This window comes from Pseudomonas sp. 05N433 (genome assembly GCF_056396925.1).
This window is the reverse complement of the sequence record NZ_JBFTML010000003.1, coordinates 97,371-117,915: the sequence shown is the minus strand read 5'-3', so window position 1 is coordinate 117,915 and position 20,545 is coordinate 97,371. Positions and strand designations below refer to the sequence as shown.

The window sequence follows — 20,545 nt, the reverse complement described above, 5'->3', positions numbered from 1 at the left end:
GGCCGTTTGATTGCCCGACGGCGCGGCTTACCGTGGTCCCTGACGACTCACCACCACAGGTAATCAACCATGAATGCACTTCGTTTTTTTGCCGCCTCTCTCACCGCCCTGGCCCTGAGCGTTTCAGCCTCGGCATTCGCCGACAAAACCGCCGCCCCTTCGGAAAACGTCACCATTCTGCAGGACCAGATGCTAAAAAACGCACCTGGCAAAAAAGCCTTGATGATCGAAGTCGATTACCAGCCGGGCCAATCTTCCATTGCCCATAAACACCAGGGTACGGCCATGGCCTATGTGCTTTCGGGGGAGATCACTTCTCAAGTCAAAGGCGAAAAAGCGATTACCTACAAGGCTGGCGAATTCTGGTATGAGCCGGCCGGTTCGGAACATCTGGTCTCGAAAAATGCCAGCGCCACCCAACCCGCCAAGCTGTTGGTGTTCATGGTGTTGGCCCCGGATGAGAAAGTGTTGATTCCTTTGCAGAACTGATCGCTGAGGCGAAGAGGCCCGACCAGCCCCCCCCAAAAAAACCGTCAGGCAAAAAAAAGCCCCGTCTCTCTCGAGACGGGGCTTTTTCATTCAACGCTCAATCAGGCAGCCGGTTCCAGCTCGGCACCCGCAGTAGCGGTGATAACGGCAGGTACTACCGTTTGACCGCTCAACGCGACATCCAGCAATTCACGGTTGGCCACCGCGTACATGGCGTAATCAGTGCCACTGGCGGCACGGATTTCCACCAGCATGGCGCGCCAGCGTTCGATCATGCCTTCGTTCTGCTCCATCCACAGCTCCAGGCGTGTTTCCACGTCCTGGGTGCCGTCGCCCTGTTGCAGGACCGAGATGGTGATCGCACGTTGTTGCCAGTCGACGTCATCGCGGAACGCTTCACGGGCCAGGGCTTGCCAGTTGTTTTCAACCGGCAGGGCGCTGATCTGTTGCAGGTACCAGGTGATGTCCAGCGCACTGCCCACGGCGAAGTAGGCCTTGGCCACATCTGCTGGATCCTGGCCGGTCACGTCGGAGGCTTCGATGATCGGCAGCAGGGTGTACAGGTGCGTGGTGCCAGCCACCATGCGTGCCAACAACTCCGGCACACCGGCTTCGACGTACGCCTGATAGCGAGCCTGCCAGGTGTCGCGAATCTCGCCACTGAGCAGTTCGTCAAGCTTGAGGCCCAACTCCTTCAGGTGCGGACCGAAATGCGCGACGTCACGGGCGGCGTTCTGCTCGTTGCGGCGGGCACGCAGGAACCAGCGCGTAGCGCGACGGCCCAGACGCATCAGCTCGTCCATCAGCTCCAGTTGTACGTCGGCCGAGACCTGATAATCCAGGGCTTCGATCTGACGGAACCAGTGCGGGAGGTGGAAAATGTCACGCACGATCACATACGCACCGGCCACGTTCGCCGGGCTCATGCCGGTCGACTCTTTGAGCCGTTGAACGAAGGTGATGCCCATGTGGTTGACCAGATCGTTGGCGATCTGGGTGCTGACGATTTCGCGCTTCAGGCGGTGACGGCGCATGGCGGCAGAGAACTTGCTGACCAGCGTCGGCGGGAAAGCGGTTTCCATGTCGCGGGTCAGGTAGTCGTCGTCCGGCACCAGGGAGCCCAGCAACTGCTCCTTGAGGTCGATCTTGCTGTAGGAGATCAGCACCGACAGCTCGGCACGGGTCAGGCCATGGCCTGCCGCGACGCGCTCGTTGATCGCGTCTTCCGACGGCAGGAACTCGATGGCGCGATCCAGCTTGCCACGGGCTTCCAGATCGTTCATCAGGCGCTTGTATTCAGCGATCCGCGGCAAGGCACGACGGGCCGCCAGGGACAGTGCCTGGGTCTGCTTGTAGTTGTTGCCCAACACCAGGCCACCGACTTCGTCGGTCATGCTCGCCAGCAACTGGTTACGTTGCTTGTCGGTCATGTCGCCGGCCTGAACCACTTCGTTCAGCAGGATCTTGATGTTCACTTCGTGGTCGGAGCAGTCCACGCCACCGGCGTTGTCAATGAAGTCGGTGTTGGAACCGCCGCCATTGAGGCCGAACTCGACGCGACCCAGTTGGGTCATGCCCAGGTTACCGCCCTCGCCCACAACCTTGCAGCGCAGTTCGTTACCGTTCACGCGCAGTGCATCGTTGGCCTTGTCGCCGACATCGGCGTGGCTTTCGCTGCTGGCTTTGACGTACGTGCCGATACCGCCATTCCACAACAGGTCTACCGGTGCCTTGAGCAAGGCATTGAGCAGTTCGGTCGGGGTCAGCTTGTCGGCCTGAATGTCGAAGCGCTCTTTCATCTGCTCGGAGATGGCAATGCTCTTCGCGCTACGGGAGAAGATACCGCCGCCTTCGGACATGATGCTGGTGTCGTAATCCGACCAGGCCGAACGCGGCAGGTCGAACAGGCGCTGACGCTCGGCGAAGCTGCTGGCAGGCTCCGGGTTCGGGTCGATGAAGATGTGCAGGTGGTTGAAGGCTGCGACCAGTTGCAGCTTGTCGGACATCAGCAAGCCGTTACCGAACACGTCACCGGCCATGTCGCCGACGCCTACCACGGTGATGCTGTCTTCCTGGACGTTGATACCGCGTTCGCGGAAGTGGCGTTGTACGCCGACCCACGCGCCCTTGGCGGTGATACCCATTTTCTTGTGGTCGTAACCGGCGGAACCGCCAGATGCGAACGCGTCGCCGAGCCAGAAGCCGTAGTCGATGGCGATACCGTTGGCGATGTCGGAGAAGGTCGCAGTGCCCTTGTCCGCCGCCACCACCAGGTACGGGTCATCGTCGTCATGGCGCACGACATTGGCCGGTGGTACCAGCGCACCGTCTTTCAGGTTGTCGGTGATGTCCAACAGGCCCGAGATGAAGATGCGGTAGCAGGCGATGCCCTCGGCCGCGATCTCGTCACGGCTGCCGCCCAGTGGCAGGCGACGCGGCAGGAAGCCACCCTTCGCACCCACCGGCACGATGACCGAGTTCTTCACTTGCTGGGCTTTTACCAGGCCCAGGACTTCGGTGCGGAAGTCTTCTTCACGGTCGGACCAGCGCAGACCGCCGCGAGCCACGTTGCCGAAGCGCAGGTGCACGCCTTCGACGCGCGGCGAGTAAACGAAGATTTCGAACTTCGGAACCGGCTTCGGCAGCTCTGGAATCTGGTGCGGGTTGAACTTGAAGCTGAAGTAGGACTTGTTCTGACCGTGAGCATCGGTCTGGTAGAAGTTGGTCCGCAGGGTCGCCTTGATCAGGTCCAGGTAACGACGCAGGATGCGGTCTTCGTTGAGCACCTGAACATCGTCCAGTGCGCTCAGAATCGCGTGTTCCAGGCGTTGTTGCTTGTCTTCCAGGTCGTCACTGGCCAGCTTGCGCGCCAGGTAGAAACGGGTTTTGAACAACCGGGTCAACTCGCGAGCGATGTCGGTGTGGTTGTTCAGGGTGCTGGCGATGTAACCCAGGTCGAAGCCCAGACGGATCTGCTTCATGTAACGGGCATAGGCGCGCAGCAGCGCCACGTCGCGCCATGGCAGGCCGGCGGTCAGTACCAGACGGTTGAACGCATCGTTCTCGGCATCGCCACGCACGATGTGGACGAAAGCGTCCTGCAAGGTGTCGTTGAGTTGCTGGATGTCGAGTTCCAGGCCTTCGGCAGCCGTGAACGCAAAGTCGTGGATCCAGAACTCGCGACCGCTGTTGTGGCGCAGGCGATACGGGAATTCACCCAGTACACGCAGGCCGAGGTTTTCCAGGATCGGCAACACATCGGACAACGCCAGCGGCGTGTCGGCGTGATACAGCTTGCAGTGCAGCTCACGTTGGCCCGATACCTGACCCAGCGGCTGATAGAAGCTCATCACCAGCGGATTCTTTTCGCTCAGGCTCAGCAGGTGCTGCATGTCGACCACAGCCGAGTGGGCGGCGAAGCGCTCGCGGTAACCGGCCGGGAAGCCTTTCGGGAAGTCGGCCAGCACGTTGGTGCCCTGGGCTTCGCCGAAGCTCTCGACCACCAGGCTGGCGTAGTCGTCCTGCCAGCTGCGGCAGGCCTGCACCACTTCTTTTTCCAGCAGAACCGGGTCGATGTCCAGACGGTTCTTCGGGTCGACCCGCAGAATCAGCTGCACACGGGCCAGCACGGATTCGGAGAAGAAGGTCCAGAACTCGCAGTCAGAGGCTTTCAGACGATCCATCAGCACTTGCTGGATCTTCTGGCGCACTTCGGTGGAGTAGATGTCACGCGGCACATAGGCCAGGCAGTAGCAGAAACGACCGTACGGGTCTTTGCGCAGGAATACACGGATCTTGTTGCGTTCCTGGATCTGCACGATCGACATCACGGTGGCGAACAACTCGTCCACCGGCGTCTGGAACAGGTCATCGCGAGGCAACACTTCAAGTACCTGGGCCAGTTCCTTGCCCAAGTGAGCCTTGGCCTGGAAGCCCGAGCGCTGCTCGATGATCTCGACCTTGCGACGGATGTAAGGAATGACCCGCACGCTTTCGCCATACACCGACGAGGTGTACAGGCCCATGAAGCGGCATTCCTTGATGACCTTGCCGTTGGCATCGATCTGGCGGATCGACACGTAGTCCGGGTAGGCCGGACGGTGGACACGGCTTGGGTGTGCCGCCTTGGCGAACGACAGCGGCGTCGGTTCACGCAGGTAGTTGACGGCGTAGTCTTCGATGCGCAGGTCATCGACGGTCAGGCCGGCGCGCAGCAGCTTGGTCAGGCCGAGGAACGAGCTCTGGTCATAGTCGATGTGACCGCCGTTCTGATCCTCGCCCACCACGAACTCTTCGTAGCCCAGGAAGGTGAAGTGGTTGCCCACCAGCCATTCCAGGAAGCTCTTGATTTCGGATTTTTCTTCGGCGTCGATGGCGAACTGGCTATTGTCGATGCCTTCGATCAGCTCCTGGACCTTGGCTTTCATCGGTTCGAAATCGGCGACCGCAACGCGGACTTCACCGAGAACCTGCTCCAGCTCTTTGGTCAGGACATTCAATTCGGCCGTGTTGGCGCAACGGTCGATTTCCAGGTACATCAGCGATTCTTGCAGAATGCCTTCACCCTGGGTGCCTTTCGGCAGGATTTCCAACAGCTCACCCTTGCTGCCGCGACGCACGCTCAGCACAGTGGTTTGCAGGGTATGAATGCTGTAGCCGCGACGGTTCAGCTCAGTACGCACCGAATCCACCAGGAATGGCAGATCGTGGTGCAGCACTTCGACCGCGGTGTGGGTCGACTGCCAGCCGTGGCGTTCGTAATCGGGGTTGTAGACACGCACTTGCGATTGAGCGTGATCGAAGCGCTCAAGCAGGCGCCATGCAGAAAGGGTGCAACCGGCGAGGTCGGACAACCGACGTTGGGTCAGCTCGTCGAGGGAAATGATGCCGAAAAATTGTTCGGCGAACAGCGCCACTTGTGGCAGTGCCTGTTCACTGATGTGCTGCGCCAGTGCCGCTTGCAGTTGGTGCTGGAAGTCGGCTTTGCTGGCTGCGGTGAAGAACGCCATCTGTGGTACTCCGCTTGGGCTTGTTATTGATGGAAGCGTCGCGTGCAAACCCCTTTCGGGGCAATCCGTCACCCTGTTCCTGATTCTCGGGCAGAGGAAACAGGACGACAGTTGGGTGAAGCTGGACGAGACACTCAGGTCACATTCACCTTCCATTGAATGGGCATCTGCAAAAACGACTGGCGGGGCTACCATCGCAGCCATCGTCAATGCCTTTACGGGTGCTCATCCGTTGCGCAGCTTAACCAGTGCGGCAAGGGCCGTGCTTGCAGCGCTGCGACATATTCGGTCATCGGCACGTAACTCGTGGCATGCGCCTCGAACAACACTAGCAGCCGTGCAGGAAAACGGGCGTTTTATGCCCGGATTTACGGCACCTTCGTACCAGAAATGACTCGAGACGCATCGGATGGTCACAACACATCCTCTGACACTCAGCCAAGCAGAAATTCCCCAGGGCTGGCAGAATTGCCGTTTGTTGTGTTCACAACGCTCGCCGAGCCAGGATTTTTCCCATGCAAATGACAACCGACCTCTTGATCGTCAATCCGTGCGATGACGAGGAAGACAATCTGGCCATGCTCTGCTGCACCAGTGCCGAGGGCGAAATGTTCCTGATGAGCCGCTTTCCGGACGAGGACGAGCTGGAGATCATCTTCCACGACAAGCCTTCGGCCCTGGATGGCGTGAAAGTCACCCTCAGCCCTGACCGTCTGCTGATCGAAATCGCCGCCGTGGACGCCGATGCGCTGGGTGGCAATGATTCGCTGGAAATCCTGCACAGTACCGATGCCAGCGATCTGGCTGAGGTGGAAGAAACCTTGCAGAACATCCTCAATGGGATTGGTACTTACATCAGCGAAATCTGATGGCGGTTTAGTGATCGTTCCCACGCTCTGCGTGGGGATGCAGCCTGTGACGCTCTGCGTCACGATTTTAAAGCGGGACGCAGAGCGTCCGGTGATGCATTCCCACGCAGAGCGTGGGAACGAGCGTTAATCCGCACAATTCTACAAAATGCCGTTAGTCGGCGCCCCCCGCGATGGATTAAAGTAACGCCCCCAGCCCTGGCGTTATTCGAACGTCTTCGGTCACCCTTTCCAGGAACAGTCATCGATGGAACATCGTGAAGCGCTGCTCGCGCTGCGAACCTTTCTTTCAACGCAGATTCTCGGCCAGGAAAAACTCATCGAGCGCTTGCTCATCGCCTTGCTCGCCGACGGTCACATGCTGGTCGAGGGCGCCCCGGGGCTGGCCAAGACCAAGGCCATCAAAGAACTCGCCGAAGGCATCGAAGCACAGTTCCATCGCATCCAGTTCACCCCCGACCTGCTGCCGGCCGACATCACCGGCACGGAAATCTATCGCCCGGAAACCGGCAGCTTCGTGTTCCAGCAAGGCCCGATCTTCCATAACCTGGTGCTGGCGGACGAAATCAACCGTGCCCCGGCCAAGGTCCAGTCGGCCCTGCTCGAAGCCATGGGCGAACGCCAGGTCAGCGTCGGGCGCAGCACCTACGAGCTGTCGCCGCTGTTTCTGGTCATGGCCACGCAAAACCCCATCGAGCAGGAAGGCACCTACCCGTTGCCCGAAGCCCAGCTCGACCGGTTCCTGATGCACGTGAAAATCGGCTTCCCCGACGCCACCGTCGAACGACGGATTCTGCAACAGGCCCGTGGCGAAGCACTGCACGGCGAAACCAAACCTGAACGCCGGGTCAGCCAGCAGGCGATCTTCGCCGCGCGCAAGGAAATCCTCGGCTTGTACATGGCCGACGCCGTGGAGGAATACCTGGTGCAACTGGTCATGGCCACCCGGATCCCGGCCAAGTTCGACCCGGAAATGGCCGAATGGATCGCCTACGGCGCCAGTCCACGCGGCTCCATCGCCCTCGACCGTTGCGCCCGGGCGCATGCCTGGCTGGCCGGTCGCGACTTCGTCAGCCCGGAAGACATTCAGGCGGTGCTGTTCGATGTGTTGCGTCACCGCATCATTCTTTCCTTTGAAGCCGAAGCCGCTGGCATCGACCAGGACCGGGTGGTCCAGCGGATTCTCGACGTCGTAGCCGTCGCTTGACCCCGATGAACACCCTTCTGCCGCCCGAGCCGGGCATCCGCATCAGCCTCGCCGAGCTGATCGAGATGCGCCATCGTGTGCGCGAAGTGCAGCTGTTTTCCACGCCGAGCCAGCGCAGCCCGCTGATCGGCCTGCACCACTCCAAACTGCGCGGGCGCGGGGTGGACTTCGATCAGGTGCGGGTCTATCAGGCCGGCGATGATGTGCGCAGCATCGACTGGCGCGTCACCGCCCGGACCCAGGAACCGCACACCAAGCTGTTCCATGAGGAACGTGAGCGGCCGATATTCATCATGGTCGAACAGAGCCGCCGGCTGTTTTTCGGCTCCGGGTTGATGTTCAAGTCGGTGCTGGCCGCCCAGGCCGCGAGCCTGATTGGCTGGGCCGCGCTGGGGCATAACGACCGGGTCGGCGGGCTGGTGTTCGGCGACAACGAGCATTACGAAATCAAGCCTCGACGCAGTAAGCAGAGCCTGCTGCAACTGCTCAACCGGCTGGTGCGGGTCAATCAATCGCTGCACACCGAGCGCGAACCGGACCGCGATGCCTTCGGCATTGCCCTGCGCCGCGCCCGGGAAGTGCTGCGCCCCGGCAGCCTGGTGATTGTGATCTGCGACGAACGCGCCTTGTCCGACAGTGCCGAGCAGCAACTGAGCCTGTTGTCGCGCCATTGCGACCTGTTGCTGCTGCCGGTGTCCGACCCGCTGGATCACGCCCTGCCCGCCGCCGGCCTGCTTCGTTTTGCCGAACACGGYGCGCAACTGGAACTCGACACCTTGAATTTCGACCTGCGCCAGGCCTATCGCGCCCAAGCGGAAGCACGCATTGACCGCTGGGAGCTGCTGGCGCAGAAGCTGCGGGTGTTGCTGATGCCGTTGAGCACCCAAAGCGAAATGGTCGAGCAATTGCGTGAATACCTGAACCCACAACGTCCGGGGAAAGGTCGATGAGCAGCCTCGATCAACTGCAACCGCTGATTTCCCCGCCACCGATCGGCTTCTGGCCGCCGGCACCGGGCTGGTGGCTGCTGCTGTTGTTGCTGCCGCTGATCGGTTTCGGCGTATGGCAGTTGCGACGCTTCATTCCGGACAAGCGCCCTGTCGTGCGCGCTGAACAACCGCTGGACCCGGTGCGCCTCGCCGCCCTGGCCGAACTCGCGCTGATGCCCAAACCCTACGACGGCGCCCCGGCCGGTGCCTGGCTGCAGCAACTCAACGGTTTGCTCAAACGCCTGTGCCGCAACCATTACCCCTACAGTCAGAGCCACACCCTCAACGGCCGCCAGTGGCTGGCGTTCCTCGACAACCGCTGCCCGGCTGCTGGCCTTACACGCTGGATGGTGCTGGTGGAAGGTGCCTACAAGCCCGAGTGCAAACTCGACGACAAGGCCATCGCCGGCCTGACTCAAGCCGTCGACACCTGGATTCGCAAACATGTTTGAGTTCGCCTGGCCGTGGATTTTCGCCCTGCTGCCGCTACCGTGGCTGATGCGGGTGCTGTTGCCGGTGGCCGACAGTGGCGAACCGGCGCTCAAGGTCAGCTTCCTCAGCGACCTCGAAGGCCTCGCTCGCCGCCGCGCCCGGGCCAACCTGCCGACCTGGCGCCAGCAAGCCCCGTTCATTCTGATGTGGCTGTTGCTGCTGATCGCCGCAGCGCGCCCGCAATGGCTCGGCGAACCGCTACCGATTGCCGCCAGTGGCCGCGATTTGCTGGTGGCGGTGGACGTCTCCGGCTCAATGGACTTCCCCGACATGCAGTGGCAGGACGAAGACGTCAGCCGACTGTCACTGGTGCAGCATTTGCTCGGTGATTTTCTCGAAAGTCGCGATGGCGACCGGGTCGGTTTGATCCTGTTCGGCAGCCAGGCCTATCTGCAAGCGCCGCTGACCTTCGACCGCCATACCGTGCGTGTCTGGCTCGACGAAGCGCGGATCGGCATCGCCGGCAAGAACACCGCCATCGGCGACGCCATCGGCCTGGCCCTCAAACGCCTGCGCCAACGCCCGGCACAAAGCCGCGTGCTGATTCTGGTCACCGACGGCGCCAACAATGGCGGCGAAATCGATCCGCTGACCGCCGCACGTCTGGCGGCGAATGAAGGCGTAAAAATCTACCCGATCGGCATTGGCGCCGACCCGGAACAAAGCGGCACCCTGGGCTTCCTGGGCATCAACCCGAGCCTGGACCTCGACGAGCCGGCCTTGAAAGCCATTGCCCAAGCCACCGGAGGCCAGTATTTCCGCGCCCGCGACGGCCAGGAATTGCAGGCGATCAAGACCACCCTCGACAAACTGGAACCGGTGGCCCAGCAACCTACGCAGGCCCGTCCGGCCCAGGCGTTGTATCACTGGCCTCTGGCGATGGCGCTGCTGTTGAGCATGCTGCTGGTGATCCGTGAGCGCTGGCCGGATAACCCGTTGCAACGTCTATTCACCAAGAAGCTGTTTACCAAAGAGCGGTTTCTGCATACGCAACTGCCCGACTGGCGTCAGCGCCTCAAACGCCTGCGTCTGCGGAGGCGCCGATGATCGCTCTCTGGCCGTACTGGTTCCGCCCTTGGTGGCTGCTATTGCTGCCGTTGCTGGGCTGGTTGCTCTGGCAACTCTGGCACCGGCAGAAGCGCGCGGGTCGCTGGCAAATGATTCTGCCACCGGCCTTCCATGCCGCGTTGCTCAGTGGTGGCAGCGGTCGCGAGAGCAAACTGCCGTGGGTCGCCCTGGGCCTGGCCTGGGTGCTGACCGTGCTGGCCCTGCTGGGGCCGAGCTGGCAACGCGTTGAGCAAACCGGCCAGAAACCCGCTGACCCGCTGGTGGTGCTGCTTGAGTTGACCCCGGAAATGCTTGCCGCAGACGTTGCGCCAAACCGGCTGGAACAGGCCCGGCGCAAACTGCTGGATCTGCTGCAAAACCGCAGCGACGCGCAGACCGCCATCGTCGTCTACGCCGGCAGCGCCCATACGCTGGTGCCACTGTCGGATGACCTGTCGACCAGCCGCAATCTTTTGGATGCGCTCAAGCCGTCGCTGATGCCCCAGGCCGGTCATCGCGCCGATCTGGCGGTGGCCAAGGCCCTGACGCTGCTGGATCAGGGAGCCCTTGGCCAGGGGCGGATCCTGCTGATCGGTTCGTCGCTGACGGAACACGAACGCCAAGGGATTCGTCAGGCGCTGGACGCCAAGTCCACACAATTTCTGATGCTCGGCATCGGTACCGCCGAAGGTGCGCCGGTCGCGCAGGACGACGGCAGTTTCCTCAAGGACGATCAGGGCGCGATTCTGGTGCCGCATCTGGACGGCCCCAGCCTGAAAGCCTTTGCCAATGGCCTGGGTGGAGGTTACGCCCAGGCACGCCTGGACGATGCCGACCTGCGCGACCTCGGCCTGCTCGACGGCCCACGGGACCTGCGCAACGACGGCCAGACGTTGCGCCTCGACACCTGGGCCGATCAAGGCTACTGGCTGCTGCTGCCATTGTTGTTGCTGGCCGCCTGTGCCGGGCGTCGCGGCTGGCTGTTCTGCTTGCCGCTGCTGTTCCTGCTGCCGCAACCGAGTTATGCCTTCGATTTCGAAGACTTGTGGCTGCGGCCCGATCAGCAGGGTTTGCACTTGCTCAAACAAAAGCGCCCTGCCGAAGCCGCGCAGCATTTCGAAGACCCGCAATGGCAAGGTGTGGCGCTCTATGAAGCTGGCGACTACAGTGGCGCCGCCCAGCGGTTTGCCCAAGGCAACGACGCCCACGCCCACTACAATCGGGGTAACGCGCTGGCCAAAAGCGGCGAACTGGAAGCGGCGCTGGATGCTTATGAGCAAGCGCTGGAGCTTCAGCCAGACCTGCGCCCGGCGCTGACCAACAAGGCACTGGTGGAAACGCTGCTCAAGCAGAAAACCGCTACACCGCCCGTCGAGCCGGACAAAACCGCCGAGGGCGAAACCGAAACCATGCCTCAGGAACCGCCACCGGGCAGCGCCACCCAGCCGAGTGATGGCGAGCCGAAAACCGATGCCCAACAGGCCACGCCGGACGCCGAGCAGCCGCCCACGGCACCACCGCAACCGGGCGCCAATGAAGTTCCGGGCAGCGAATTGGGGGATGAACAAAGCACCACGCCACCACGGCGCCCCGCCAGCGACATGCTCGAAGGCGAACAGCAACAGGCGCTGGAGCAATGGTTGCGCAAGATCCCGGATGACCCCGGCGAACTGCTCAGGCGCAAATTCTGGTACGAACAGCAACAACATCAGGATCAGGGAAAAACTCGATGACCCGCTTCACCGCCTTCTTGCTTGCACTGCTTCTCTGCACCGCTCAGGCCCAGGCCGCGGAGCTGGTCGCCAGTGTCGATCGCAGTCGCCTGAATTCCGGGGAGACGGTCGAACTGACTCTGGAATCCAGCGACGTGACCCAGTTCGGCAAACCCGACCTGACTCCGCTGGAGCCGCAGTTCGAGGTGCGCGGTACCCGTCAGGTCAACCAACCGAACACCCTCAACGGCAACACTCAAGCGACCACCCGCTGGATCATCACCCTGCTGCCCCGGCAGAACGGCAGTGTGGTAATTCCGTCACTGCAACTGGGCGAGGCGCAGAGCCAACCGATTACCGTGCAGGTGATCGAAAGCGAAACCCAGGACAGCAGCAACACGCTAGCGCCGGTGTTCATCGAAGCCAGCCTCGACCAGAACAGCGTCTATGTGCAGGCTCAGGCGATCCTGACCTTGCGCATTTATCATTCGGTGTCGCTGTACGACGACAGCAGCCTGACCCCGTTGCAGATTCCCGATGCGCGCATCGAACAACTGGGCGAGTCGCGCACCTACGAGAAAGCCATCAACGGTTTGCGCCACGGCGTGATCGAAATGCGCTACGCGATCTACCCACAGCACAGCGGTGTATTGACCATTCCGGCGCAAGTGTTCAGTGCCACACTGGTCGATGCCCAACCGTCCCAGGACGGATCGCCCCAGGGGCCAAAACCGGGCAAATTGATGCGCGTCAGTTCCACAGAGATTCCGCTGACGGTCAAGGCCAAGCCCGGCAGTTATCCAGCCGATGTTCCCTGGCTACCGGCCCGCAGCCTGAGCCTGAGTGAAAGCTGGAGCCCGGAACCGGATCATGCGCAGGTCGGCGACTCGCTGACCCGCAGCCTGACCTTGAGCGCCGAAGGCCTCGCCAGCTCTCAACTGCCACCGTTGCCCGCCACCGAGATCAACGGCCTGCGGCGCTACCCGGATCAACCGGTGCTGAGCAACCAGAGCGGAGAGCGTGGCTTGGTCGGCAGTCGCGAGGACCGTGAAGCCCTGGTGCCGACCCGCACCGGCGACATCGACTTGCCGAGCGTTGAAGTGATCTGGTGGAACACCTTCGAGGATCATCTGGAACACACCAGCCTGCCGGCCCGCACGCTGCAAGTGGCGAGCAATCCGAGCCTGATCGTCGACACCCCGGCGAGCAGCCCGCTGGTGATGTCCGGCGCCAGCAACGAAGCCCTTTGGTGGTGGAAACTCAGTACGGCAATTCTGGCCTGCACCACCCTGCTAGGCTTCGGCCTCTGGTGGCGCGCCCGCTCGCAACCGGCAGTCCTGCGGGCAGCGCAGACCGGCCCGAGCCCACGCACGCTGCTCGACGACCTCAAACGCGCCTGCCAGGCCAACGACACCCACGCCACCCGCCAGGCCCTCGACGCCTGGGCCCGGCAACAACCGGAAACCCTGGCCGACATGGCTGCCCGCTTCGTGCCACTGTCCGATGCCCTCGACGGCCTGAACGGCGCGCTCTACAGCGAGACCGGGCAGTATTGGCAAGGTGAAGAACTCTGGCGCGCCATCCGGGCGATCCCGACGGCCGAAGGGTTTCAAGGCGTGGTCGGCGACAGCGGGTTGCCGCCGCTTTATCCTAAATAGTCCCGACCAATGGGATGAAGGGGCTTTTTGTCGCAAGGGGCAAATCGTACACGTAGGAGCCAGGCTTGCCGGCGAAGGCGTCCTTAAGAGCGCYTTCGCCGGCAAGCCTGGCTCCTACGAAAAGCGGCTCGTTTCACAGACTGACATTCGGGCAATCCCCTCACCTCAAAATCAGTGCCTGACCACATCCCATGTGTTTGCCAGTAAACTCTCCCCTCTTTAGCCGCCATCATTTCCCCCGCGGCCATCACCTTATTTTGTTGCGGAGTACGCCTTGCGTCTGTTCCACACCTCCGACTGGCACCTTGGGCAGAACCTGCACGGCCAGGAACGCGATTTCGAGCACGCCTGTTTTCTCGACTGGCTGCTGCGTCAGCTGAAGCTGGACCAGCCTGATGTGCTGCTGATTGCCGGCGATATCTTCGACACGGTCAACCCGCCGGTCAAAGCCCAGGAACGCCTCTACGATTTCATCGTCAGCGCCCACGAGCAGCAGCCCTTGCTGACCATCGTGATGATCGCCGGCAACCACGACTCCGGCTCGCGCATCGAACTGCCCGCGCCGTTGATGCGCCGCTTGCGCACTCACGCCCTGGGGCGCGTGCTGTGGCTGGATGACGGCCAACTGGATGCCGAACGCCTGTTGCTGCCGTTGCCGGATGCCAGCGGCGCAATCGCTGCCTGGTGCCTGGCGCTTCCGTTCCTGCGCCCCGCCGAAGTGACCGGCGCGCAGCTGGGTGACAACTATTTGCGCGGCATCGGCCAGGTTCACGAATGGCTGATTGAAGCGGCGAACGCCAAGCGCAAGCCGGGTCAGGCGCTGATCGCTATCAGCCATGCGCACATGGCCGGCGGTTCGGTGTCCGAGGACTCCGAGCGCAGCCTGATCATCGGCAACGCTGAAGCCCTGCCTGCCAGCCTGTTCGGGCCGAGCATCAGCTATGTCGCCCTCGGGCATTTGCACAAGCCGCAGAAGGTCAACGGCGAAGAACGCATCCGCTACAGCGGCTCRCCGATTCCGTTGTCATTCTCCGAGATCGGTTATCAGCATCAGATTCTCGACATCAAACTGGATGGCGAAACCCTGCTCAGCGTCGAACCGAAGCTCATTCCCCGACCAGTGAACCTGCAACGCCTCGGCCCCGCGCCGCTGGCGGAGATCCTGCTGCAACTGGCCGACCTGCCCAACATCGACCTGCTCGCCGACATCCAGCGCCAGCCGTGGCTGGAAGTGCGGGTGCGCCTCGATGAACCGCAACCGGACCTGCGCCATCAAGTGGAAACAGCCCTGCAAGGCAAAGCGGTACGGCTGGTGCGGATTGCCGCCGAATACGCCGGCAACGGCAACCGCGACGGCGTCGAGGACGGCGCCACCTTGATCGAACTGGACCAACTGACGCCGCAGGAACTGTTCAGCCGCGCCTGGCAGGACAACTACGGCAGCGAGGTCGACGAGCAAACGCTCAGGGACTTCGCCGAGCTGCTGCAAGATGTGCAGATGGAGAGCGAACAGCCATGAAAATCCTCGCGATCCGCTTGAAAAACCTCGCCTCCCTGGCCGGGCCATTTGAAATCGACTTCACCGCCGAACCCTTGGCCAGTGCCGGCCTGTTTGCGATTACCGGGCCGACCGGCGCCGGCAAAAGCACCCTGCTCGATGCGCTGTGCCTGGCGCTGTTTGGCGCCGTGCCGCGGCTGAACAATACCGGCCGCGATGCCAAGGTTCCGGACGCTGATGGCGAAATCGGCACCGGCGACCCGCGGACCCTGCTGCGTCGTGGCACCGGCGAAGGTTATGCCGAAGTGGATTTCGTCGGCATCGACGGTCGCCGCTATCGCGCGCGCTGGGAGGCCAATCGCGCTCGGGAAAAGGCCGGCGGCAAGCTGCAAGCCAGTCGCCAGAGCCTGCGCGACATCGATCAGGATCAACTGCTGGCCAGCCAGAAAGGCGAATACAAGACCCAGCTCGAAACGGCGCTGGGCCTGAACTTCGAACAATTCACCCGCGCCGTGTTGTTGGCCCAGAGCGAGTTCAGTGCGTTCCTCAAAGCGGACGACAACGACCGTAGCGAACTGCTGGAAAAGCTCACCGACACCGCGCTCTACACCCGCCTCGGTCGCCGCGCCTTCGACAAGACCAAAGAAGCGCGCGAAGCCCACAAGCTGTTGCAGGACCAGGCCACCGGGGTCACGCCACTGTCGCCTGAAGCCCGGGCCGAGCTTGATGAGCGCTTCAATGACGCGCAGCAGCAACTCAAGACCCAGCAGGCGCAGCTCAAGCAATTGGAGCTGCAACACACCTGGCTCAAGGACCTGCGCCAGTTGCAGGACGCGCAACAGAGCGCCACCGAGCAACTGCAATCCGCCCAACAACACTGGGACAGCCTGGCCAGCGAGCGCTTGAAGCTGACCCGTCTGGAGCAACTGGCCCCGCAACGGCACCAATTCGCGCGAAAGACCGAATTGACCACCCAGCTCACACCGCTGGCGGCACAGATTCAGCAGCATACCCAACAGCAAACCGAACTGAACGTGCGTCAGGCTCAGCTCGAACACAGCCTGAGCGCGGCGCAAACGGCACTGGCCGCCGCACAAAGCCAACACAGCACCAGCGCGCCGCTGCTGCGTCAGGCCTTCGAAGAGCAAAGCACCCTCGCCCGCCTGGTCAAGGACGCCAGCCTCAGTGCCGACCTCAAGCAGCAGGCAGAACTGGCCAGCACTCAGGGCCAAAGTACGATTCAGGGCTTGCTTGACCAGCAGAAACAGGTCGCAGAACGGTTGCAGCGTATCGCCGGTGAGCTTGAGCAGAGCACTCATCTGGCGCCACTGAGCGACGCCTGGAACGCCTACCGCGATCGTCTGCAACAACTGATGCTGATCGGCAATCGCCTGAACAAGGGCCAGTCCGAACTGGCCGGCCTGGAGCAAAACGCCACCCGCGCCGCCGAGGATCTGGCATCCCAGCGCCAGAGCCTTGAGCTGCTGTACAAAGAGGCCGGCGCCGAACCTGAAGCGGTGGCCGAGCAGATTCAGATCCTCGGCAGCCTGCTACAGGACAACCGCAAGCAACTGCGGGCCATTGAAGAGCTGACGCGGCTGTGGGCCAACCAGCAGGAACTGGACAAACGCGGCGCCGAGTTGCAGCAGCGCCAACTCGCCGCTCAGCAAGAGCGTGATCGTCTGACTCAGGACGGCGTGAAAACCAAAGCCGAATTGACCGTTGCCGAACAGACCCTGACCGTCACCCGCGAACTGCTGGAACGTCAGCGCCTGGCACGCAGTGCCAGCGTCGAAGAGCTGCGTGCACAACTGCTGGACGATCAGCCGTGCCCGGTTTGTGGCAGCCCGGACCATCCTTATCATCAGCCCGAAGCCTTGCTGCAAAGCCTCGGTCGGCACGATGAAAACGAACAGGCCAACGCCCAGAAAGCCGTTGACCTGCTCAAGGAAAAACTCACCGATCTGCGCGCCGAAGTCGGTGGCCTGATTGCTCAGCAAAAGGAATTGCTGCAACAGCAAGAACAACTCGCCACTCAGCAACAGAGCCTGGCACCGAGCCTGGAAGCGCACCCTCTGTCTGCTCAACTGTTGGCCCAGGACGCAGACAAACGCGATGCCTGGCTGACCCAACAAAGCAGCCAGTTGAACCAGAGCATCACCCAGGACGAACAGCGGCAAACCGCCCTGCTCACCCTGCAACAGGATGCCGCGCGACTGGCGCAACAACTGCGCAGCGCCGAAGCGGCGAACCAACAGGCGACACAACACCTGCTCAACCAGCAACGGGAGTTGAGCAGCGATCGCCAACGCCTGGACGAAGAACTGAGCGCGTTCAGCAGCCTGCTGCCAGCCCAGACGCTGGAAGCGCTGCGCAATGAACCCGCCGCGACTTTCATGCAGCTCGACCAGCAGATCGCCCAGCGCCTGCAACAACTCGAACAGCAGCGCGATGAACTCGCTGAACAGCAACAACGCCAGCAGACGCTGGACAAAGAACAAGACCGCCAGCAGACCCGCACCCAGCAACTGGACGTCGCGCAGCAGCAGTTCAGCGCGCTGGCCGGGCAAAAACAGGCTTGCCAGGAAAAACTGACGCAACTGCTGGGCGAACACGCCAGCGCCGAACAATGGCAACAGCAACTGGATCAGGCCGTCGAGCAGGCACGCAATGCCGAAGCGACGGCCAATCAGGAACTGCAAAGCGTGCGCACGGGCCTGGTGCAACTGGCCGCCGAACTCAAGGCGCAACAGGAACGTGCGCAAGCCCTGGAAAGCGAAGACCGCGAGCTCAGCAGCAAGATCGCCGACTGGCGCGCGCAGCATCCAGAACTGGACGACGGTGGGCTGGAAGCGCTGCTCGGTGTCAACGACCAACAGCTCAGCGAGCTGCGTCAACGATTGCAGCAAAGCGAACAAGACATCGCGCAAGCCAAGGTGCTGTTGCAGGAGCGGGATCAGCGCTTGCGCGATCATCAGGCGCAGCACAACGGCAACCTGGACGCCGGACAACTGGCCACTGCACTGGCCGAGCTGCAAAACCTGTTCGCCGCCAGCGAGCATCGCTGCGCCGAATTGCGTGCTGAACAAACCGAAGATCAGCGTCGACAAAACGCCAATCAGGCGCTGGCGCAGCAGATCGCCGACGCCTACGCCGAGTACCAGCGCTGGGCGCGCTTGAGTGCGCTGATCGGTTCGGCCACCGGCGACACCTTCCGCAAAATCGCCCAGGCCTACAACCTCGACCTGCTGGTGCATCACGCCAACGTTCAGTTGCGGCAACTGGTGCGGCGCTATCGCCTGAAACGGGGCGGCAGCATGCTCGGGTTATTGGTGATGGACACCGAGATGGGCGATGAACTGCGCTCGGTGCATTCGCTGTCCGGCGGCGAGACGTTCCTGGTGTCGCTGGCGCTGGCGCTCGGTTTGGCATCGATGGCATCGAGCACGCTGAAAATCGAATCGCTGTTCATCGACGAAGGCTTCGGCAGCCTCGACCCCGAATCCCTGCAACTGGCCATGGACGCCCTCGACGGCCTGCAAGCGCAGGGACGCAAGGTCGCGGTGATTTCCCACGTACAGGAAATGCATGAACGGATTCCGGTGCAGATCCAGGTCCACCGCCAGGGCAACGGCCTGAGTACCCTGGAGGTGAAATGATCACGCTGTATTCGTTCCGCCGCTGCCCCTACGCCATGCGCGCTCGCATCGCCCTGCGTTATTCGGGGGTTGCGGTGAATATCGTCGAGGTCAGCCTCAAGGCCAAACCGGCCGAAATGCTCGCGCTGTCGAGCAAAGGCACGGTACCGGTGCTTAGCGTGGACGGCCGGGTGATCGATGAAAGCCTGGAAATCATGCGCTGGGCGCTGGCGCAGAACGATCCGCAGGACTGGCTTCTCAACGATGACCCTGTCGGGCAGCAATACATCGCCGGGCTGATCGAAGAAAACGATCAGGTGTTCAAGGTGCACCTCAATCGCTACAAATACGCCGAGCGTTATCCCGAGCAACCAATGACGTTTTATCGCGCCGAGGGCGAGGTGTTCTTGCGCAAGCTGGATCAGTTGCTGGAGGGGCGCGCCTACTTGCTGAGCGAGCACCCGAGCCTGGCCGATGTCGCCTTGATGCCGTTCGTGCGGCAATTCGCCCATGTGGATCGCGAGTGGTTCGGGCAGACACCTTATGTGCGATTGCAGGGCTGGTTGCAGCGCTTTCTGGAATCGGATCTGTTCACCGGTGTGATGCAGAAGCAGCCTTTGTAGCAGCTGCCGAGCGTGCGAGGCTGCGTTCGGCTGCGTAGCAGTCGTAAACTCGGCTGATGCGGTCTGACTGATGCACCGCAAGCTCTGGTTTTACGACTGCTTCGCAGCCGAACGCAGCCTTCGGCAGCTGCTACAGGTGTGGGTGTGTGCAGGTAAGGGAATCAAGCCAACACTTCACACATCCCCAGCGCCGAGCAATCCACCTGGAATGGCCCGAAAAATTCGCCATTGGATTTGCTCGGCGGATTACCCACCAGCAACTCCAGCGCTTTGGCGGTCTGGATGTTGTGGGCGATGTTGTGGTTGCATTCGATGGCCCGTGCCACCGAGCCCGCCGAGCCCTGCCCGATCCCCAACAACGAAGCGCCATTGGTCATGAACGCCAGAAAGGCGATGACCCAGAGTCTGCGTCCTTTCATGCCCCTGCCACCCCCGCCAAGTCGACGTCATCAACCACCGCATGTTGAGCGCGGTGTTCGAACTGGATGCCGGGATAAGCGACCTGAATCGGTGCTTGAAGGCTGTGTTGCGATTGAGCCGAAAGGCTGACGACCAACACCATGGCCACGTAAAGACCAATGGCCAGGTAGGCGCCGTGTTTGGCAGAAGTGAGGATGGTGCTGGCCATGGTGATCTCCGTGGGCATGTTTCAGTGCCCACAGAATCGATCAAAAAACAGAAGATAACTAGCGACCTTTATGCATAGTAGCTATCAGTTTTATTGATCTTTAACCCAGCGTGTTTCAGTCCTCGATAAAACTCATCAAGCGCTCACGGGCCGCGTCCGGCTCGTTGGGAACGGGCTGGGCAGCCGACAGAATCGGGGTGGAATAGAGAAACAGGAGAACCACTGCCAGACGCATCGCCATGCTGTCGATCCTTTTAGAGAAGGAGTCAAAAAATCAGCGTCAAATTTAAACACATGGCCATGTGATATCAAGCAATACATTGATGGCAATATGATGCTGTCGTAAATGCGTTATGCAGGAGCGACATCACTTCGGGGCTTTTCGACGCCTGTGGGCCGATCGGCAAGTGACTTCGCTCCTGCATAAAGGGTGCAGGGCTGACATTTCAGTGTTGGTTTTTGTGATCCAGCGCGGCGTAGAAGTTGGCGCTCTGTTGCAGGTATTTCTGGGTGTAGCTTTGGGTGTGGGATTTTTTGTCGCTGATTTCAACGTTGGCGCTGGCAGGCAGAGCAACAGTGGCGGAAATAGCGGAAGCGGCGATAACAGAGAAGAGATTGAAGTTCATGGCGGTATTCCTCGATTCAGTTGGCTTGCTTGCCCGGTTGGGCTGTGAAGCAAACTTAAC

General features: G+C 61.6%; 17 protein-coding genes. 12 read left to right on the top strand and 5 right to left on the bottom strand.

All coding sequences use genetic code 11. The features are described 5' to 3' along the window. Positions 1–69: 69 nt before the first annotated feature. On the top strand, positions 70–489 hold the full coding sequence (locus AC1DIS_RS02140; RefSeq protein WP_018926159.1) for a cupin domain-containing protein: 420 nt from the start codon (positions 70–72) through the stop codon (positions 487–489). A 101-nt stretch (positions 490–590) separates the two neighbouring features. Here the strand turns inward: AC1DIS_RS02140 and AC1DIS_RS02135 are convergent, their stop codons facing one another. Continuing rightward, positions 591–5,498: an NAD-glutamate dehydrogenase gene (locus tag AC1DIS_RS02135; RefSeq protein ID WP_018926160.1), complete on the bottom strand. Its 4,908-nt coding sequence runs from the start codon at positions 5,496–5,498 to the stop codon at positions 591–593. Between AC1DIS_RS02135 and AC1DIS_RS02130 the strand changes: the two genes are divergently transcribed. The 11 genes from AC1DIS_RS02130 to AC1DIS_RS02080 all read left to right on the top strand — a co-directional run bounded on the left by AC1DIS_RS02130 (position 5,473) and on the right by AC1DIS_RS02080 (position 19,231). After that, positions 5,473–5,892 carry a hypothetical protein gene (locus AC1DIS_RS02130; protein WP_140393602.1) on the top strand — a complete coding sequence of 140 codons (420 nt, stop codon included), beginning with the start codon at positions 5,473–5,475 and terminating at the stop codon, positions 5,890–5,892. The genes AC1DIS_RS02135 and AC1DIS_RS02130 overlap by 26 nt on opposite strands. A gap of 121 nt (positions 5,893–6,013) precedes the next feature. After that, a complete protein-coding gene (locus AC1DIS_RS02125; protein ID WP_018926161.1) occupies positions 6,014–6,367 on the top strand; it encodes a hypothetical protein in 354 nt (117 codons plus the stop codon). A 247-nt stretch (positions 6,368–6,614) separates the two neighbouring features. Further along, a complete protein-coding gene (locus AC1DIS_RS02120; protein WP_007941298.1) occupies positions 6,615–7,574 on the top strand; it encodes an AAA family ATPase in 960 nt (319 codons plus the stop codon). A 5-nt stretch (positions 7,575–7,579) separates the two neighbouring features. Further along, on the top strand, positions 7,580–8,524 hold the full coding sequence (locus tag AC1DIS_RS02115; protein WP_018926162.1) for a DUF58 domain-containing protein: 945 nt from the start codon (positions 7,580–7,582) through the stop codon (positions 8,522–8,524). Continuing rightward, positions 8,521–9,015, top strand: coding sequence for a DUF4381 domain-containing protein (locus AC1DIS_RS02110; protein ID WP_019579298.1), 495 nt, complete (start codon positions 8,521–8,523; stop codon positions 9,013–9,015). Before AC1DIS_RS02115 ends, AC1DIS_RS02110 begins: the two co-directional genes overlap by 4 nt. After that, positions 9,008–10,102, top strand: a complete 1,095-nt coding sequence (locus tag AC1DIS_RS02105) for a vWA domain-containing protein (protein WP_064618194.1) — start codon at positions 9,008–9,010, stop codon at positions 10,100–10,102. The genes AC1DIS_RS02110 and AC1DIS_RS02105 overlap by 8 nt, the downstream gene beginning before the upstream one ends. Continuing rightward, positions 10,099–11,835, top strand: a complete 1,737-nt coding sequence (locus AC1DIS_RS02100; RefSeq protein ID WP_477742997.1) for a vWA domain-containing protein — start codon at positions 10,099–10,101, stop codon at positions 11,833–11,835. Before AC1DIS_RS02105 ends, AC1DIS_RS02100 begins: the two co-directional genes overlap by 4 nt. Then, complete coding sequence (locus tag AC1DIS_RS02095; RefSeq protein WP_477742996.1) at positions 11,832–13,472, top strand: BatD family protein; 1,641 nt, start codon at positions 11,832–11,834, stop codon at positions 13,470–13,472. Before AC1DIS_RS02100 ends, AC1DIS_RS02095 begins: the two co-directional genes overlap by 4 nt. A gap of 274 nt (positions 13,473–13,746) precedes the next feature. Further along, positions 13,747–14,991, top strand: a complete 1,245-nt coding sequence (locus AC1DIS_RS02090; RefSeq protein WP_477742995.1) for an exonuclease SbcCD subunit D C-terminal domain-containing protein — start codon at positions 13,747–13,749, stop codon at positions 14,989–14,991. Beyond that, entirely contained in the window at positions 14,988–18,629 is a 3,642-nt protein-coding gene (locus AC1DIS_RS02085; RefSeq protein ID WP_477742994.1) for an AAA family ATPase, read from the top strand. The genes AC1DIS_RS02090 and AC1DIS_RS02085 overlap by 4 nt, the downstream gene beginning before the upstream one ends. After that, positions 18,626–19,231 (top strand): glutathione S-transferase, encoded by a 606-nt coding sequence (locus tag AC1DIS_RS02080; protein ID WP_477742993.1) that lies wholly within the window; start codon positions 18,626–18,628, stop codon positions 19,229–19,231. The genes AC1DIS_RS02085 and AC1DIS_RS02080 overlap by 4 nt, the downstream gene beginning before the upstream one ends. 161 nt (positions 19,232–19,392) lie before the next feature. Here the strand turns inward: AC1DIS_RS02080 and AC1DIS_RS02075 are convergent, their stop codons facing one another. From AC1DIS_RS02075 to AC1DIS_RS02060, 4 genes are all read right to left on the bottom strand, one after another. Beyond that, the gene (locus AC1DIS_RS02075) at positions 19,393–19,650 is read right to left on the bottom strand and encodes a hypothetical protein (protein ID WP_018926169.1); all 258 of its coding nucleotides are present in this window, start codon (positions 19,648–19,650) and stop codon (positions 19,393–19,395) included. Continuing rightward, positions 19,647–19,859 (bottom strand): hypothetical protein, encoded by a 213-nt coding sequence (locus tag AC1DIS_RS02070; RefSeq protein WP_018926170.1) that lies wholly within the window; start codon positions 19,857–19,859, stop codon positions 19,647–19,649. Before AC1DIS_RS02070 ends, AC1DIS_RS02075 begins: the two co-directional genes overlap by 4 nt. Positions 19,860–19,974: 115 nt before the next feature. After that, positions 19,975–20,100, bottom strand: coding sequence for a hypothetical protein (locus tag AC1DIS_RS02065; protein ID WP_007901166.1), 126 nt, complete (start codon positions 20,098–20,100; stop codon positions 19,975–19,977). Positions 20,101–20,305: 205 nt separating this feature from the next. After that, positions 20,306–20,485: a hypothetical protein gene (locus AC1DIS_RS02060; RefSeq protein WP_018926171.1), complete on the bottom strand. Its 180-nt coding sequence runs from the start codon at positions 20,483–20,485 to the stop codon at positions 20,306–20,308. Positions 20,486–20,545 lie beyond the last annotated feature (60 nt).